General features: G+C 41.6%; 17 protein-coding genes. All 17 read right to left on the bottom strand.

From position 1 onward, the window contains the following. Positions 1 to 134: 134 nt before the first annotated feature. The 17 genes from RDV49_RS04400 to RDV49_RS04320 all read right to left on the bottom strand — a co-directional run bounded on the left by RDV49_RS04400 (position 135) and on the right by RDV49_RS04320 (position 15,393). The gene (locus RDV49_RS04400) at positions 135 to 1,040 is read right to left on the bottom strand and encodes a DUF4299 family protein (protein ID WP_003008464.1); all 906 of its coding nucleotides are present in this window, start codon (positions 1,038 to 1,040) and stop codon (positions 135 to 137) included. 99 nt (positions 1,041 to 1,139) lie between these two features. Beyond that, positions 1,140 to 2,123, bottom strand: a complete 984-nt coding sequence (gene trhO, locus RDV49_RS04395) for an oxygen-dependent tRNA uridine(34) hydroxylase TrhO (RefSeq protein WP_003008467.1) — start codon at positions 2,121 to 2,123, stop codon at positions 1,140 to 1,142. A gap of 150 nt (positions 2,124 to 2,273) precedes the next feature. After that, positions 2,274 to 2,753, bottom strand: a complete 480-nt coding sequence (locus tag RDV49_RS04390; RefSeq protein WP_003008470.1) for a DUF6773 family protein — start codon at positions 2,751 to 2,753, stop codon at positions 2,274 to 2,276. A gap of 22 nt (positions 2,754 to 2,775) precedes the next feature. After that, entirely contained in the window at positions 2,776 to 3,258 is a 483-nt protein-coding gene (locus RDV49_RS04385; protein ID WP_003008473.1) for a DUF6773 family protein, read from the bottom strand. A 28-nt stretch (positions 3,259 to 3,286) separates the two neighbouring features. Further along, the gene (locus RDV49_RS04380) at positions 3,287 to 3,481 is read right to left on the bottom strand and encodes a helix-turn-helix transcriptional regulator (RefSeq protein WP_003005328.1); all 195 of its coding nucleotides are present in this window, start codon (positions 3,479 to 3,481) and stop codon (positions 3,287 to 3,289) included. Positions 3,482 to 3,775: 294 nt separating this feature from the next. Further along, entirely contained in the window at positions 3,776 to 4,327 is a 552-nt protein-coding gene (locus RDV49_RS04375; RefSeq protein WP_003008479.1) for an ECF-type riboflavin transporter substrate-binding protein, read from the bottom strand. A 14-nt stretch (positions 4,328 to 4,341) separates the two neighbouring features. Further along, a complete protein-coding gene (locus RDV49_RS04370) occupies positions 4,342 to 5,190 on the bottom strand; it encodes an SAM hydrolase/SAM-dependent halogenase family protein (protein ID WP_003008482.1) in 849 nt (282 codons plus the stop codon). After that, positions 5,180 to 5,776, bottom strand: coding sequence for an MptD family putative ECF transporter S component (locus RDV49_RS04365; RefSeq protein ID WP_003008485.1), 597 nt, complete (start codon positions 5,774 to 5,776; stop codon positions 5,180 to 5,182). Before RDV49_RS04365 ends, RDV49_RS04370 begins: the two co-directional genes overlap by 11 nt. A 12-nt stretch (positions 5,777 to 5,788) precedes the next feature. After that, entirely contained in the window at positions 5,789 to 6,481 is a 693-nt protein-coding gene (locus RDV49_RS04360; protein WP_003008487.1) for a methionine ABC transporter permease, read from the bottom strand. Further along, positions 6,478 to 7,545, bottom strand: coding sequence for a methionine ABC transporter ATP-binding protein (locus RDV49_RS04355; protein ID WP_003008490.1), 1,068 nt, complete (start codon positions 7,543 to 7,545; stop codon positions 6,478 to 6,480). Before RDV49_RS04355 ends, RDV49_RS04360 begins: the two co-directional genes overlap by 4 nt. Continuing rightward, the gene (locus RDV49_RS04350; protein ID WP_003008495.1) at positions 7,538 to 8,911 is read right to left on the bottom strand and encodes a M20/M25/M40 family metallo-hydrolase; all 1,374 of its coding nucleotides are present in this window, start codon (positions 8,909 to 8,911) and stop codon (positions 7,538 to 7,540) included. Before RDV49_RS04350 ends, RDV49_RS04355 begins: the two co-directional genes overlap by 8 nt. A gap of 72 nt (positions 8,912 to 8,983) precedes the next feature. Continuing rightward, positions 8,984 to 9,847: a MetQ/NlpA family ABC transporter substrate-binding protein gene (locus tag RDV49_RS04345; protein WP_003008498.1), complete on the bottom strand. Its 864-nt coding sequence runs from the start codon at positions 9,845 to 9,847 to the stop codon at positions 8,984 to 8,986. A gap of 24 nt (positions 9,848 to 9,871) precedes the next feature. After that, positions 9,872 to 10,699, bottom strand: coding sequence for an amino acid ABC transporter substrate-binding protein (locus tag RDV49_RS04340; protein ID WP_003008501.1), 828 nt, complete (start codon positions 10,697 to 10,699; stop codon positions 9,872 to 9,874). A 120-nt stretch (positions 10,700 to 10,819) separates the two neighbouring features. Beyond that, positions 10,820 to 11,965: an amidohydrolase gene (locus RDV49_RS04335; protein WP_003008504.1), complete on the bottom strand. Its 1,146-nt coding sequence runs from the start codon at positions 11,963 to 11,965 to the stop codon at positions 10,820 to 10,822. 145 nt (positions 11,966 to 12,110) lie between these two features. Beyond that, positions 12,111 to 13,199, bottom strand: coding sequence for a DUF4352 domain-containing protein (locus tag RDV49_RS04330; protein WP_037608055.1), 1,089 nt, complete (start codon positions 13,197 to 13,199; stop codon positions 12,111 to 12,113). A 143-nt stretch (positions 13,200 to 13,342) separates the two neighbouring features. Next, positions 13,343 to 14,254, bottom strand: coding sequence for a DMT family transporter (locus RDV49_RS04325; protein WP_003008510.1), 912 nt, complete (start codon positions 14,252 to 14,254; stop codon positions 13,343 to 13,345). A gap of 95 nt (positions 14,255 to 14,349) precedes the next feature. Continuing rightward, complete coding sequence (locus RDV49_RS04320; RefSeq protein WP_003005506.1) at positions 14,350 to 15,393, bottom strand: 2,3-butanediol dehydrogenase; 1,044 nt, start codon at positions 15,391 to 15,393, stop codon at positions 14,350 to 14,352. Positions 15,394 to 15,494: the final 101 nt, after the last annotated feature.

Below are 15,494 nucleotides of genomic sequence, written 5' to 3'. Positions count from 1 at the left end.
TTCTAGGCCCCTATTATACCATAATTAGCCTAGTCATTGGTTTTTGATCAAAGGAAGGAGCATAAAAAAGAACTGCTCCCAGACGTTAGATTTTTCGGATCAAACGTCGAAAGGACAGTTCACTGCGATTCTTTTTACTTGTTTTCCAATTGCGCTAATTCTAGCAACCGTTCTTTGGACAATTTTTTAATTTCAATTTGACTAGCATCTAGCAGCTGGAATTCATCTGGCTCTAGCGCTGCCAATAGATTCTTCAGAGCAAGAGAGCCAATTGGATGGTAATTTTCTGGCTTATCCGGATCTCCATCGATCGCAACCAATAGAACTCGCCAATCAATGATACCCGCTAAGCCCACAATTTCTACATATTCTGCAGGAACATGTGGCACGCTGGGCAAGACCGTATCCGTATCTTCTGTCAAGCTATAGCTGGCTAAGAAGGCTCCTGTCTCCTCCTGTTGATAAAAACGGACTTGACTGAAATAAGCTGCACTATATTGAATCTTCTTGATAAAGGCAGAGTAGGCTTCTAGTGGATGGACATGGTTCAAGACTTCCTGCACTGTATCCCGATCCAAATAGACTGGATGAGCGAAGCCTTGTACTTCAAACTCTTTTAGATCTTTTTCTTTCGTCACATTACCCAGCGTTTCTAGGATGACGACTTCATAATCAAAATGGAAAATAGAATCTGGAGTATAGCTCACTCCGTCGCTGGCCACAATCTCCGTTCCTAGTACTTCTGCGAGGCGACTAAGCCATCGAAGGGCCAACTGCCAATCTTCTTCTATCGCAAAAGAGGGCACCTGAATCTGATAAGACTCTTCCTCATCAAAATAGCGTAACTGCAGAGGAAGACCGCTTTTACCAAATACAATACAGTTCAAGCCTTCAAAATCATTTAAGGGACGATGAAGGGTGGCAGGATCATAGTTGTAGGTTGTTAACCCTTCTACCAATTTAAGAACTTCCTGTGCTGCGAGTACTTTCTGATAGCCAAATAAGCTCTTTTTATTTTTGATTGAAAACACGATACTCATTTGTTTTCTCCTTTGTGAAATCGCTTACCTAAAGTATAGCACAATTTTCAATCAATTTCCATATAAAAACAGCCTGAGCTTTCAGACTGTTTATTTCTATTATGCAGGTGCTCCATCAAGCGTCTCACCGATAAGGGCTAAACGCTCACGAACTTCTGCTTGTGACAAGTTGTGTTCTTCAACATAACGATTGCGAGGGTGAACCCGGCACTCATGCGAACATCCGCGAAGATACTTGTCTTCGTTTTCTTCTGAAGTCAAGATCCGACGGTTACAGAAAGGATTTCCACAGTTGACATAGCGTTCGCATGGTGTTCCATCAAACCAATCTTTTCCGACAACGCTTGGATCGACATGGTTGACGTCGACTGCAATCCGCTCGTCAAAGACGTACATTTTACCATCCCATAGTTCGCCTTGAACTTCTGGGTCTTTCCCGTAAGTGGCGATTCCGCCATGCAATTGACCAACATCTTTGTAGCCTTCACGCACCATCCAGCCAGAGAATTTCTCACAGCGGACTCCACCTGTACAGTAGACGACAACGCGTTTGTCCATGAATTTTTCCTTGTTATCACGGACCCATTGTGGCAATTCACGGAAGTTGCGGATGTCTGGACGAATAGCTCCACGGAAGTGTCCAAGGTCGTACTCGTAGTCGTTTCGAGTATCAAGGACAACGGTATCTTCATCGAGAAGTGCTTCTTTAAATTCTTTTGGAGACAAGTAAGCACCTGTTGTTTCAAGAGGATTGATATCGTTATCGAAGTTATCATCCTCTAATCCAAGGTGGACAATCTCTTTCTTATAACGTACAAACATCTTCTTGAAAGCTTGCTCTTCTTCCTCATCAATCTTGAACCAGAGGTCTTCCATACCTGGAAGGCTGTGAACGTAGTCCATGTATTTTTGTGTTGTTTCGTAGTCACCAGAAACAGTTCCATTGATTCCTTCGTCAGCGACTAGGATACGTCCTTTGAGGCCGATTGATTTACAGAAGGCCAAGTGATCAGCCGCAAATTGTTCTGCGTTTTCGATGGGAACATATTTATAATAAAGTAATACACGAATAAGTTTTGCCATAAGATTCTCTTTTCTAAGATTAAATTATCAGAATTTTTCATTCAACTATACCAGTATACTCTCCCAAGAAAACGAATGCAATTTATTTGACTGAAAAATAAAAGCCTGGTTTCCCAGACTTTTATACGACGACACCAAGGTTCCAACTTCCTACTCTTCCTTTTCCAACTGATCTAGATAGGCTTCATAGCGTTTTTTCTCAACTTTTGCAAGAAGCATTACAAGGGTATTGACTCCCCATACAATTAGAAGATTCAGTAAAAAGGTAATAGGTAGTACCAGTAAGAATTTTGAATGGAAGGGATTTGCCTGATAGACAGCTTGGTTTAATTGAAAATTTTGAGCCCAGATGAACAAGGAGAGAATAGAGGTTACTGCTACAATTCCCGTCACATTTAGATAGCTATAACTGATAAATTTCACACCCAATCGTTGACAACGAACAGAGTAATACAATCCTGAGACGATGAGTAAGGCTACCACCATGATTGGACTGAGCCCCACCTTAGATGTAAAAATGGATCCCACACTAAAAACAGTTAAGGCAAGGAAAAGAAAACCAGCCGTCTCAGCACCAGCCTTATTAGCTAAGCCTTCTTCTCGTTCATCTATGATTTGTTTGTTCAGCAATTGTAATCACATCTCTTCCTCCTTATTCTTCATCCTCTAACTCTGCCTCGATCTTCTCTTGTTTTTTCCGATTGATAAGAGCAAGTGGTTTTTCAAGCAGATCTGTCAGGATGGCAAAGACGAGAATTTCTAATAAAATTTTGACCAGATACTTGGGACTCAAGATAAAGCTCATTGCTTCTCTCTTTCCAATCACATCCATAGCTGTCACAAGCACAGCAAAGAATAGACCTGACCCAAGGCGACTCAACCAGCTATCTTTTTCTAACATATCTCGGATATCAATCCCTGAACTGATCCTTCTCACAAAGGCATAGGCTCCCATGGCAATCAGAAGGAACATCTCAGGGAGATAAGCGACTAGGTCTAAGTCCAGGATACTGGATTTCACAAAGGCAGATAGGGCAATAAAGCAGGTCATACCAAGGACAAGTTCTCCTGCGATTTTTCCATCAAGTAGCATGGTCCGTTCATCTTTTACAATTGGTTCTTTCTTTTGTTTCATATTCTTCCTCTTTCTATTATTAAAACTGTTACTCCCAGAACAGTTGATCCAGCGTCTTATCCAAGGTCTTACAGATGGCAAGGCAGAGACTGAGGGTTGGGTTATACTTTCCCGCCTCAATCAGACCGATGGTCTGGCGCGTCACTCCAATGGCATCTGCAAGATCCCCCTGGGTCATATCATGCTCGACCCGGGCCATTTTTAATTTGAGATTTTTCGCCACATGATTTTCCTTTCTTGTTTTTATAGCTTTATTATACACTATATTTTCTATTTTGCAATATATATCTTACATTTTGTAAAAAATATTTTTGATAAAACAAAAAAGCGGCTGGGACAAAAGTCCTAGCCTCTCAATTATTTTTGGATTGTCGAGCAAGACGCAGTGGTTGAGTGGGCTCTACTACGCTGATTTCATCAGCTTTTACAGCCCTACTCAACTGTGCGGAGGTGGGACGACGAAATCGAATTCTAACGAATTACCGATTTCTGTTTCACTCTCTTATCTTCTGTACATTTAATCTTTGGTCAAACTTCCATCTTTTGTTTGAGTCCGTGCATAAGCAATCAAGAGAAGAGAACCTGCAACAGCTACTGTTAATGCATTAAATGAACCCGCAACAACACCTTGTAGGAAGACTTTATTGGCACTTTCCTTGTAGATCAAGACATCTCCAACCGGAGCAATCAAGCCCCAGATCACAAGGTTGGATACGATTTGAACAACGTTAAAGACAATTAATTCTTTCTTTGTCACTTCCCCTTTAAATTCACCGATTTGTTTGCGGAAGAAACCAACAAAGAGTCCAAACAAACCACTTGAAATGATCCAAGTCCACCAAAGACCACCTGACATAGCGTCCTTAATGGCATGACCAATCAAGCCGATTAAGAAGCCGACAATTGGGCCAAAGACTACACTAAAGAGAGCTTGAAGGGCATATTGCAACTGAATGCTCGTATTCGGTGCAGGTGCAGGGATTTGCAACATAGCAATCACGACAAAGAGGGCTGCTCCAACCCCAATAGCTACAACATCTTTAATTGAAAATAATGATTTCTGTTTCATTATGATATCTCCTATTAATTTTCCATTTTTCTAATCTCGATATGCCAAGAAGCCCCAACTCCTACATTATAGGCCTTGGCAAAGGATCCCTGGTTGATGGCAAGACCAACACGGTAAAGGGAATTGATATAAAGGATTGGCTGTCCAATTCGCACGTCGGCGAAAGATTTACCGTAGGTTACTTGGTTTTGGTAAACCAGCATGTCATTGTTATAGATGGTCACTTCAAAACGTTCCCCAAATTCGGGTGCCAAATGATTGAACTCTTCCCGAGTAATGGAAGTCCAAAGAGAACCAAAGCGCACATCTAGAATGTCGACTGCACCTTTAACAAGATTGTCCTCAAGAACCGTCTCAACCACTGGGATTTCCACAATATGTTCGACACTGAGTTCTGGTCCGACGTCTTCAAAACTAATATGGCCACTGGCCAACTTAGCTCCTGTATAGGCGTAGACATCACGGCCATGGAAGGTATAAGAAAACTCTGTATTGGCTCGACGATTCTTCACCTCTGAAATCTCACGGATAGCAACAATCCCTACATGTTTCTTGATAAAAGAGAGAGTGCCATTATCCGGAGTGACAATGTATTGATTTTTCGCCGTTTTAGCTACGACACTCTTTCGTTTGGAACCGACACCAGGATCGACCACCGAAACAAAGGTCGTCCCTTCTGGCCAGTAATCTACTGTCTGAAAGAGACGGTAACTCCCTTCAAAGATATTGTAGGGGGTAATATCATGAGTTAAGTGGTGAATTTTAAGGGTTGGCGATTCTTCTAAAGCAACCCCAATCATAGCGGATACTGCTCCATCCACCAAACCAAAGTCTGACTGAAGAACTAGTAAATTATTGTGCATCTTTATCTCCTTTTTTGTCCAATAATGGAAGAAGGAAGTTCGATAGTCCCCATCCTAATCCAGCACCCAATATGACCGTGAGGACAAACCAAGTGATGGTCGCTAGATCTGGTGATACCATCACCCGATTGACATAGTCTATCGATTTACCACGATCCAGTAACGACATGCGGTAACTGGCTGGATAGAACCACATCATAAGAATGGGCCCTGTCGTCGCAAAGGCAAAAATGACAAAAGACAAGGCATTTCGTAAATTCGAGCGAAAACGACCACTTGAGGCGACCATTTCCGCAAAACTTCCGGCGATCAAGGCTGGAATAAAGGCCCCTGCACCATGACGCGAAAAGAGGAAGAAGGATCCAATCACGCAGCCAACTATAAAGATAGATCCAACTCCTTTTATTTTTTCTAGATAATAGCGGTAGATCATCCCGCCAAACAAGGCTGAAAAGGCAGGAGCATAAAACATATTTCCTTGATGATCGACCAGATTTCCAACTAAGACCCCCAGTCCAATCGCAAGAAAATAGAGGAAAGTGAAGGCTCCAACTTGTTTTATTTGATTCACATTTATTCTATTCATTGGATACTGATCCTAACGGTGGCTAATTTTCTTCGAAAGGAAGTCCCCGATAAATTGGACCAGAACGATCAGAATCAGGATCAATAAGGTCGCCACAAAGATGACATCATTGTTAAACATGTTTTTCCCGTAGTTGATGGCCAAGGTTCCTAATCCTCCAGCACCAACGGCACCCGCCATGGCGGTTTCTCCAATCAAGGAAATGATGGTCACTGTTGTTACACGGATCAAATCAGGAAGCCCTTCACGAAGGTAGACACCAACAATATCCCAGAAGGTTGCCCCACTGGCTTGTGCTGCTTCAATCACGCCTCCATCCAATTCTGACAAGACTACTTGGACTTGGCGGGCAAAGAATGGAAAGACAGCCAAGGATAGCGGAACAAGTGCCGCTGTAGGACCGATGGTATTTTTCAAGAGCAAGTAGGTCAAGGGATTAATAAAGGCCAACAAGATAATGAAAGGAATGGCGCGGAACAAGGAAGTAATTTTATCCAAAATTTGGAAAACGATTCTATTTTCGATGACACCACCTGGACGGGTCAAGACTAACAAAAGTCCTGTCACCAAACCTAAAAATCCACCAATAATGAAGGAAATAACGGTCATGTAAAGAGTCAAGTAAATAGCGGTTCCCCATCCATACTGGCCAGACCACCCTAATTTATAGACATTTGGTAAATATGTTTGAATTAACTGGATCATGCTTTTCTCCCATCTTTCACAATAGTCACGGAAACTCCTGCATTTTCTAACTCAGCTTTGGCCGTTTCCAGATTTTGATTTTCACCTGATAAGATGACCACCAATTCTCCAACAGGCGTGTTATCAAGGATCTCGATGTTCCCAAATAAAATGTTGGCAGATACTTGGTACTGCTTGTAAATATCATTGATGATGGCTGTATCTGTCACAGAACCTGCATACTTGAGATGCGCCAACATCGAATCATCAGGCAAGTTCTTAACAATCGCTTGTTGATTGATTTTCACCATGGCTTCATCGATTCCTGTTGCAACGGTGATAAAGTCTTGCGTCAAAGCATTTTTCGGATTCGAGAAGATATCTAAAACAGACCCTTCTTCAATCAGTTCGCCATTTTGCATGACAGCTACCCGGTTGGCAATATCTTTGACAATTTGCATCTCATGGGTGATCAAGACAATGGTTAAACCAAGTTTCTTGTTCAATTCTTGCAACAGAGCTAGAATTTGTTTGGTCGTCTTTGGATCCAAGGCTGAAGTTGACTCATCTGAGATCAAAATCTTTGGATCATTGGCAAGGGCACGCGCAATCGCTACCCGTTGCTTTTGACCACCAGACAATTGGGCTGGGTAATTTTCTGCACGGTCAGCTAGACCAACTAGATCCAACAATTTCGCCACTTTTTCATTCTTTTGTTCTTTATTTAAATTTGAATGTTTAAGAGCGAAGGCTACATTTTCTGCGACGGTCATTTGAGCCATCAAGTTGAAGTGTTGGAAGATCATCCCGATATCCCGACGTTTCTCTCGAAGAGCAGCCGGTTTTAAGGTCACCCGATCTTGGTAAATCACATCCCCATCCACAGTGATGGTTCCGGCACTTGGAACTTGTAAGAGATTGATCACCCGAACCAAGGTCGATTTCCCGGCTCCGGAATACCCTACAATCCCATAAATATCGCCTTCATTAATATGAATGGTCACATCTTTGACGGCTTGGATCTGACGTTTCTTTTGCTGGAAGGTCACATCAATGTGGTCCAGCTGAATCATTGCTTTACTCATAACTTGCTATTAACTCCTTTATCAATTCAATATGGGTGTAATAATCGGCGATTTTCACATTTTCGTCGCCCCCATGATCACGGCTATTGGCATTGCCAATTCCAAAGGCTGCCATCGGCACCTGCAAAGCCTCAAAGACCGTGTGCATTGGCCCTGTTCCCGCTGTTGTTGGAAGAACAGAAACTCCTTCTCTATAGAAATCTTTGGCCAGCCGTATGACATTTAAAATCGATGGGGCACTCATATCACTTCGGTAACTCATTTCACCGAGAGTATAGACCAATTCGACCTGATCATAGCCATTTTTCTTCAATTGTTGCTTGATCTTTTCTAAGACATCCTTGGGATCTAGACCTGGAACCAAGCGCACCTCCATCTTGGCACGCGCCTCTGCCGGAAGAATCGTTTTAACACCTTGTCCTTGGTAACCAGAGCCAAAACCTTCAATATTCAGGGCTGGTTCAAAATAGAAACGACGCAGGAATTCTTTTCGGTCTTCCTTCAAGATTGGAAGGGTTAGACCATAGGTTTCCGCTACATCTTCTGGTCCTTTGTTGGCATATTGTTCGATCAAAGCTAGTTCGCGTTCATTGGGTTCTTGGATCTGATCATAAATCCCATCCACCAAGATTCGGCCTTCTTTGTCACGAAGACTGGCGATAGCATTTAACAAATACCAAGAAGCAGAGTCCACCACGCCACCATAGCTGGAATGGATATCCACTTCTGCACTCTTCACCACCATATCAAAGGTGACGATCCCTTTGCTACCACCGGAAATTTCCAACTGACCCTGATTATTTCGGGTACCTTGTTCCCACACTAAGAGGTCTGCCACACGCAAGTGTTTCTTATGTTTGGCCAAGTATTTATCCAAGTCAGTCGATGCAGACTCCTCTGCCCCTTCGATGATAAAGGTGATATTGACTGGCAAATCGCCACTTTCACGAATGTATTTTCGAAGAGCTGTGAGACGAGCCGTGATATGCCCCTTGTCATCATCAACCCCTCGACCGTACATGGTCCCGTAATGAACCGATAAGGTAAAAGGATCTCCCGTCCAAGGTTGGTCTCCATCCGCTGGTACTGTATCATAGTGGTTATAGAAGATGATGGTTTTTGCGTCTGGATTTGGGGAGAAAAATTTGGCAATCACAAAAGGGGCTGTGTAGCTATCATCCACTTCGACTTTGGCTCCTGCAGCTGTAAAAATTTCCCCCAAATAGTTGGCCACTTCCTTGAGACCTACTTGTTGAGCAAAGATGGATTTTTTTGAAATCAAGGTTCGCAACACTTCAAAATAATGTTGTGCGACCTCATCATTTTCAAATTTTCGAATTTGTTCCGCTTCTGTTGCAAAAGGCATGCATTCCTCCTAATACACGATAAGAGGTAGAGAATTGCTTCTCCACCTCCTTCATACACTTGAGATCGAATCTTAAAAGACTGGTTGGTCCATTCCTTCTGAAGATTCTTCGATCACTTTCTTCACATTGTCTTTGTGATAGGCTTTGATGATTTCTTTGATAGCTTTTGCTTTATCAGATTTTTCCCAATCTTTCTTAGCAGCGATCAAATTGTACCATTGTTTTGAGTTGTTGTCTTTCTTTTCAACATAGATAGCTTTTTTGAAATCAACGCCTGCTTCACGAACGAAGGTATTGTTGATGACAGCAGCATCTACTGATGGAAGAGCAGATGGTGTTTGTGAAGCATCCAATTCAGAGATCTTCAAATCTTTTGAATTTTCTTTGATATTTGATACGTTTGCCAATTGTCCATCTTTGGTATCCAATTTAATCAAACCTGCTGATTGCAAGACATACAAGGCACGGCTTTCATTTGTTGGGTCATTTGGTACAGCGATTGTTCCACCTTTAGGAATTTCTTTGATAGAAGTGTATTTGTTTTTACCGTTTTCTGTACCAGAGTAAAGACGGATTGGAGCGATGTAAGTATCTGCTACTGCAACAAGGGCTTTGTCGTTTTTAGAATTCCAGTTATCAAGGAAGTTGTAGTGTTGGAATGCATTGATATCTACGCTACCATCTTTTACAGCCACGTTTGGTTGTGAGTAATCTGTAAATTGAGTGAATTCCAATTTGATCCCTGTTTTAGCGTCATCCAAGTTCTTTTGAACTTGATCCCAACGAGCTTTTTCAGTATCGCTCAAAGTCATGACACCTACTTTTACAGTTGTTTCACCATCTTTGCTAGATGATTTTGAAGAACCACATGCTGCAAGAGCAAATGTTGCAAGAGCTGCAAGAGCTGTTAAACCAAGAATTTTTTTCAATTTCATTTTGAAGTCTCCTTTAATTAAATATTATTCTTTAATATCTTTTGCTTCTGGTAGGTAAGTTCCACCAAAGTATTTTTTAGACAGTTTTTCAAGGGTTCCATTGTCGTAGAGTTCCTTGATACGTTTATTGACAAATTTTTGAAGATCTTTATCTTCTTTTGCAATAATTGGATACACATAAGGTTGTTGGTCGCTTGGAAGCTCGATAACCTTCAAGTTGTCATAGCCTTGATCACGAATGATAGTATCTACTGAGATCCGTTCGAAGATCTTGTAATCTGTACGACCATCCGCTAAATTAGCCATGATGGTTTGAATGGTTCCATCTGTGTATTGCAAGTCAGTTGGATTATCTGAATGTTTTTTATTGTAATCTTCTAATTGTTTAGCAGTAGATGTTCCTTGAACAACTTCTGTTTTCTTGCCACCAATGTCATCCAAAGATTTAATAGAAGAATCTTTTGGTACGACCAATACTAATGGATTACGAGCATATGGATTTGGATAGAGGTATTTTTCTTCCCGCTCTTTTGAGTAGCTAATGTTGTTGGCACCGATTTGGAAACGGTCACTATCTAAGCCAGCGAAGACTGAAGACCACTCTGTTTTGTTAAAGTTTACTTCATATTTGTCTGAACCTTTGAAGATTTCACGCAAAACTTCGATTTCATAACCGGTTAGCTTGCCGTCTTTTTCTTCGTAAGAGAATGGTTTGGTTGTTCCAACAGTACCAACTTCAATGGTTTTCTTACCACTGGCTGATTTACCAGATGAACATGCTACTAAAGCACTGGTTGCAAGGACTGCAACTAATCCTAAAGCAGAATACTTAATCACTTTTTTTAGATTCATAGGATCTCCTTATTCGTTTCAGGCACATAAAACGCCATTTTAAAAGTATTTTTTAATTTTATCAAAAAAGCATTTACTTGCCTAATATATATTTTTTATGGAGGTGATAGTTTTTCTTTATCACACATCTTTGGCCTTAAAATACCGCAATAAAGCTTGCGCATTTTCAACATAATAGGGAACCGAAACCTCAAAGGCTGCATCATCGATGGTCATGTGATCATGATGGAGGTCTGGCGCATCCGGCTCTCCATTCGAACCAATAAAGGCAAAGACTCCAGGAATTCGCTCTTGGTAAAAGGCGAAGTCTTCTCCAGCAGTAGAAGGATTTGCTGGAATCACTTCAGCCAAGTCTTGTGAAGCTTCCCAAACCACCTGCGTCAATTCCTCATCGTTAAAGGTAACGGGAGGTGTCACACCCCACTCAAAAGCTACATCTACTTCCAGACTTTTTGCTATATGACGAATGATCGAAATAAAATGTTCCTTCAACTCTCTTTGCACACTCGGATTAAAGGAGCGAATCGTTCCTTCAAAATAGCCTGATTTTGGGAGTACATTCCAGGTTGAACCCACATCTAGATGCGTAATGGACAAAACAGCTGTTTCAAAGGGAGAAATGGTCCGTGAAATTAATAATTGTACATTCTGAACCATGGTTGTGACGGCTGTTACCGTATCAACTCCCAAATCCGGTCTTGCAGCATGGCTACTAACCCCTGTCACGGTAACCTTGAATTTCTCAACCCCTGCCATCATAGCTCCAGCATTCAAGGCAAGTTGCCCTGCTTTTAGCTGGGGAATGTTGTGAAAACCAATAATTCCTTGAACATCCTCCAACAGTCCTGTTGCCAAAACATCAGAAGCACCTTCTGATGTTTCTTCTGCTGGTTGAAAGATCAAGCGTACGGTCCCTTCAAGCTGGTCTTCTATTTCCTTGAGAAGGGCTGCTGCTCCCAGAAGACTGGTTTGATGAAAATCATGGCCACATGCATGCATGACTCCTGGATTCTGACTTTGGTAGGGAAGATTTGTTTGTTCCAAAATTGGAAGGGCATCGATATCTGCTCGAAGTGCTACCACCGGTTGGCCGGATCCAATTTCTGCAATCAGACCCGTTTTTAATCCACTCTCTAAAATACGAATCCCCAACTCTTCTAAACGCTCTTTTAGAAAGGCGGTTGTCTGGTATTCTTGACCAGACAATTCTGGGTGTTGGTGGATATAGTGGCGAATCTCTGCTAACTCTTCATAAGAAAAAGACACAAGCCTTCATCTCCTTTCAAACTTAAAATTATTTTATCACTAATAGGTGTTTCCGTCTAATTCTTGTTTCTTGGGTTTTGATATAGTTTCAAACTATAGATAAAAACACTCCTAGATTCATATCCTAGGAGTGCCAACTTCAGCATTAAGAAAGATTTCCCTCGAATTTTTCCATAAAGCTATCACTATTGTAGGCTTTTTCTACTTCCCATTTGCCATCTTTCTTAACAAAGGTCAACTGGTAGTCGTATCGATCCGGCGTCGTCAAGGGGCGATCTGCCAGAGAAGCCATCATTTCCTCTCTATAGGCTTTGTTTTGAGCCTGGTTCGCTTCGATGATCCCTGGATAGTCTTTTCGATGTTCCTGATAGAAGGTCTGCATGTGGTTTAAGATCGTCTTTTCCATGCTGACCGTCTCAGGATTTAGACTAATGACCACCTTGTCCGGGAGATATTGTTTAACCTTATAGGTTAATTTCGCACGCTTAGCATTTTCTTTTTCATAAGCATCGATAAACTGGGTCACTTCTTCTTCAGGGAATTGGTAATCATGCAATTGACGAGTAAAATCAGCCGCAAATTTCGCACGGAAATCACTGCGTTCCTTTTTCAAATCAGTTCCCAAAACAAAAGCGTCATCCTTTTTGACCTTTCGTTGGCCACTAAAGTAAACTTGATTGATGTATTCATCTGCTAGAATAGTGGAAGCTTCCACCTTATCCTCATACTGAGAAGAATCCACCGCAAATTTTAAAGGCTTGGATTTTTTATCAGAGCTATAGTTTTTTCGTTCATACTGCACTTCGTACTTCTTGCCTTTTTCGACTGGAAAAACGATATAGCCGGTTAATTTTTTATCCTGGGCCAACTGATCACTCTTGAGCAGTTGGAAGGCTTCACTGTGGTCATAAATTCCTGACTGCAATTTGACCTTGTTATTATCTGCATCGTAAATGGTGATATCTGAATCTGACACGTTGATAGATTCTTTGGCAACATTTTTAAATTCTAATTGAAGGGCTAAATAGGTTCCGTCTTCTGAGTCATTGAGGACAGGTGGTTTGATGTATTGCCCTCCTTTTAAACTCACCTCGACTTGACCGTCAGATGCAGAGCTTTTCGCTGCTTTTTCTGTCTTTGCTTGCTGCGAATTGGTCTTTTGAGCACCAGTCCCACAAGCTACTAGACTCAAGGTCGCCACAGCAAATAAGGTCCATTTAAAAATCTTTTTCATTCTCATCTCCTTAAAAAAGTTTTGTTCTATTTTAACATCTTTTTCTAGCTATGTATACGCTATATAGTGATAACTCTCCCCTATCATAAAAAGGTCAAGATCTTCGTCTCAACCTTTTAACTGAAAAATAATTGGTTTTGGTTTTACAAGATTCCTTTTTCTTTTTGAATCATGAGATCCTTAAGGGAAATCAAGAGGACCGCAAAGAGGATCATAGCCATTCCTATAAAATCAATGGCAAAGAAATGTTCATTCATAATGGCAAAAGCAAAGAATACAGCTGAAATAGGCTCAATAGCTGCAAGAAGGCTACCTTTGACCGGTCCAATCAGAGTTGTCCCTTTCAAAAAGACCGTATAGGCAAATATGGTCCCAATCACCACTAAGCCAACCAAGCCCATTAGATTATCCATGCTATATTGGCCATGAAAAAGTCTTCTTCCTGTGAAGGGAATCATTACAAGTCCTGGAATGAGCATACCGATACCAATCACCAACATACTGCCCCATTTTTGAATCAATTGAATAGGCAGAATGATGTAGAGGGCATAGGCAAAGGCAGAAACCAGTCCCCAAGCTAGCCCCTTAGGAGTGATTGCCAATTGATTGAGTTGACCATGGGTTGCAATGAGAAAGGTCCCTGCAATGGCTAAGATCATCGAAAAGATTTCAGATACTGTCGGAGCTACTCGGTCCTTAACACAAGAATAGGCCAAAACTCCAATGGGACAGAGATATTGAAAAACAGTTGCAGTACCTGCATTAGTCGCATCAATCGCTTCTAAATAAGTCAATTGGGTCATTAACAAACCCAAAAATGCAAATAAAAGCAAGGGGATGTATGACGAGCGGTCTGTTAGAAAGGCCTTTACTTTTTCCTGGTCCGCTAGATAGGCAAGAAGCAGTAGTACAGCTCCTGAAAACACTAAACGAATCGTTGTCAAACCAATTGCTGTAAATCCATGAGCCAGCAGGTACTGGCCGCAGGCTCCTGACAAGCCCCAAGCGATCCCAGCAATCAAGGTCATGAGCGTCCCTTTCATCGTCTTTGACATAGTCCCCTCCCAAATCTATTCCTTACTTTTATTGTATCATAAAAGGCCGAAACGAAACGTTTCAGCCTTGCTTTATTTCATATAAATTTATTCGCTTATTCAGGTTGAACCAAGATCTTGATTTGGGATTTATCTTGTGTTAATTCAATAAATCCTTCTTCAACGATATTTTCCAATTTGATTTTCTTAGTAACCAATTTTTCAGCAGAGAAGTAGCCTTGTTCCATCAATTCCAAGACTTTAGGGAAGATGTGGCGGTAGGCAATAATTCCTTTGAGGGATTTTTCTTGAATAGCGAATTCATTTGGATTGATGCTAGCTTCACGTTCCCAGATAGATACAACCATACATTCCCCAGCTTTATGAACGGCTGCAAGGGCTTGGCCTAAAACAACTGGAACTCCAGTAACTTCATAAGAAACATCTGCTCCACCACCTGTTAAACGATGGATGGCTTCTACAATTGTTTCTCCTTCTTCTGGACGAACAACGATCGCTCCCAATTCTTCTGCTTTGGCTTGGCGTTCAGGAGACAATTCAACCGCATAGATTTTTGATGCTCCTGCTGCACGAAGGGCTTCAACAATCAAAAGACCAATTGGGCCCAAACCAAAGATAACAGCTGTATCTCCAGTTTTCAAAGCAGATTGACGAACGGCATACACAGCAACCGCAGCAGGTTCTGTAAGAGCGGCTTGTTCATAGCTCAAGCTATCTGGAATCACATGGACAAGATCACCATCAAGAACACAATATTTAGCAAAACCACCATCTGCAGCGAGTCCGACAAAGTTCAAGTTTGGATCGAGGTTATAATCACCAATTAAGTTGTGCTCTGCAAGAATTGGTTCGATAGTGACACGATCGCCAACTTTGACACGAGTCACATCACTTCCGACTTCTACAATTTCACCAGAGAATTCATGTCCCAAAGTGACCGGTGCTTTTTGACCAGAATACACATGTTCTTCAGTTGGGATGAAGATCGGTCCATCCAAATATTCATGCAAGTCCGTACCACAGATCCCTGTGAACTTAACTGCCACTTTTACTTGATGTGGTTGTACTTCAGGTACTTCCACTTCTTCGATACGAACGTCTTTTGCTGCATGCCAGCGAGCTGCTTTCATAGTAGCCATATGATGATCTCCTTGTTTTCACGTTTTTTGTTTTCTTTTCAGGAAACTTTATATAACACATTGTAAACGTTTTCCTTTTGTTTGTCAAGGAAAAACTGAAG

It is taken from the genome of Streptococcus parasanguinis, assembly GCF_031582885.1.
Taxonomy (GTDB): domain Bacteria; phylum Bacillota; class Bacilli; order Lactobacillales; family Streptococcaceae; genus Streptococcus; species Streptococcus parasanguinis_M.
The sequence above is the reverse complement of the archived record's forward strand: the minus strand, read 5'-3'. Positions and strand labels throughout refer to the sequence as shown.

Excerpts from the sequence above, each read along its gene's own strand:
- RDV49_RS04400 (WP_003008464.1), bottom strand. The coding sequence starts at position 1,040 with ATGAGTATCGTGTTTTCAATCAAAAATAAAAAGAGCTTATTTGGCTAT.
- trhO (WP_003008467.1), bottom strand. The coding sequence starts at position 2,123 with ATGGCAAAACTTATTCGTGTATTACTTTATTATAAATATGTTCCCATC.
- RDV49_RS04385 (WP_003008473.1), bottom strand. The coding sequence starts at position 3,258 with ATGAAACAAAAGAAAGAACCAATTGTAAAAGATGAACGGACCATGCTA.
- RDV49_RS04375 (WP_003008479.1), bottom strand. The coding sequence starts at position 4,327 with ATGAAACAGAAATCATTATTTTCAATTAAAGATGTTGTAGCTATTGGG.
- RDV49_RS04370 (WP_003008482.1), bottom strand. The coding sequence starts at position 5,190 with ATGCACAATAATTTACTAGTTCTTCAGTCAGACTTTGGTTTGGTGGAT.
- RDV49_RS04365 (WP_003008485.1), bottom strand. The coding sequence starts at position 5,776 with ATGAATAGAATAAATGTGAATCAAATAAAACAAGTTGGAGCCTTCACT.
- RDV49_RS04360 (WP_003008487.1), bottom strand. The coding sequence starts at position 6,481 with ATGATCCAGTTAATTCAAACATATTTACCAAATGTCTATAAATTAGGG.
- RDV49_RS04355 (WP_003008490.1), bottom strand. The coding sequence starts at position 7,545 with ATGAGTAAAGCAATGATTCAGCTGGACCACATTGATGTGACCTTCCAG.
- RDV49_RS04350 (WP_003008495.1), bottom strand. The coding sequence starts at position 8,911 with ATGCCTTTTGCAACAGAAGCGGAACAAATTCGAAAATTTGAAAATGAT.
- RDV49_RS04345 (WP_003008498.1), bottom strand. The coding sequence starts at position 9,847 with ATGAAATTGAAAAAAATTCTTGGTTTAACAGCTCTTGCAGCTCTTGCA.
- RDV49_RS04340 (WP_003008501.1), bottom strand. The coding sequence starts at position 10,699 with ATGAATCTAAAAAAAGTGATTAAGTATTCTGCTTTAGGATTAGTTGCA.
- RDV49_RS04330 (WP_037608055.1), bottom strand. The coding sequence starts at position 13,199 with ATGAAAAAGATTTTTAAATGGACCTTATTTGCTGTGGCGACCTTGAGT.
- RDV49_RS04325 (WP_003008510.1), bottom strand. The coding sequence starts at position 14,254 with ATGTCAAAGACGATGAAAGGGACGCTCATGACCTTGATTGCTGGGATC.
- RDV49_RS04320 (WP_003005506.1), bottom strand. The coding sequence starts at position 15,393 with ATGGCTACTATGAAAGCAGCTCGCTGGCATGCAGCAAAAGACGTTCGT.